Annotated in this window: 1 protein-coding gene; it reads right to left on the bottom strand. The window is 80.4% G+C overall.

Going from position 1 to position 260, the window contains the following annotated elements:
- Positions 1-260, bottom strand: a 260-nt coding sequence (locus EBL85_RS16995; RefSeq protein WP_148040597.1) for an AMP-binding protein, incomplete at both ends; no start/stop codon positions are given.

Here is a 260-nt window from a genome sequence, read left to right as displayed (position 1 = left end):
GCCGACGGCTGCTCGACCCCGATCGGGACATAGCACCCCCCGGCGGCGAGCACCCCGAACACCGCCGCGACCTGGGCCGCGCCGCGCGGCAGCGACACCGCCACCGCCTCGCCCGGGGCGAGTCCGGCGGCGCGCAGCCAGCCGGCGATGCGCAGCGCCGCGGCGGCGAGTTCGCCGTGGTCGATCACCCGCTCGCCGTCGAACAGCGCCGGGCGCCCGGGCTCGCGCCGCGCGGTGGCGAAGAGCCCGGCGTGGAGCAG

Source organism: Marichromatium sp. AB32 (assembly GCF_003718675.1).
Lineage (GTDB): Bacteria > Pseudomonadota > Gammaproteobacteria > Chromatiales > Chromatiaceae > Marichromatium > Marichromatium gracile.
Note: the sequence above shows the minus strand (reverse complement) of the source record. Positions and strands in the feature narration are given on the sequence as shown.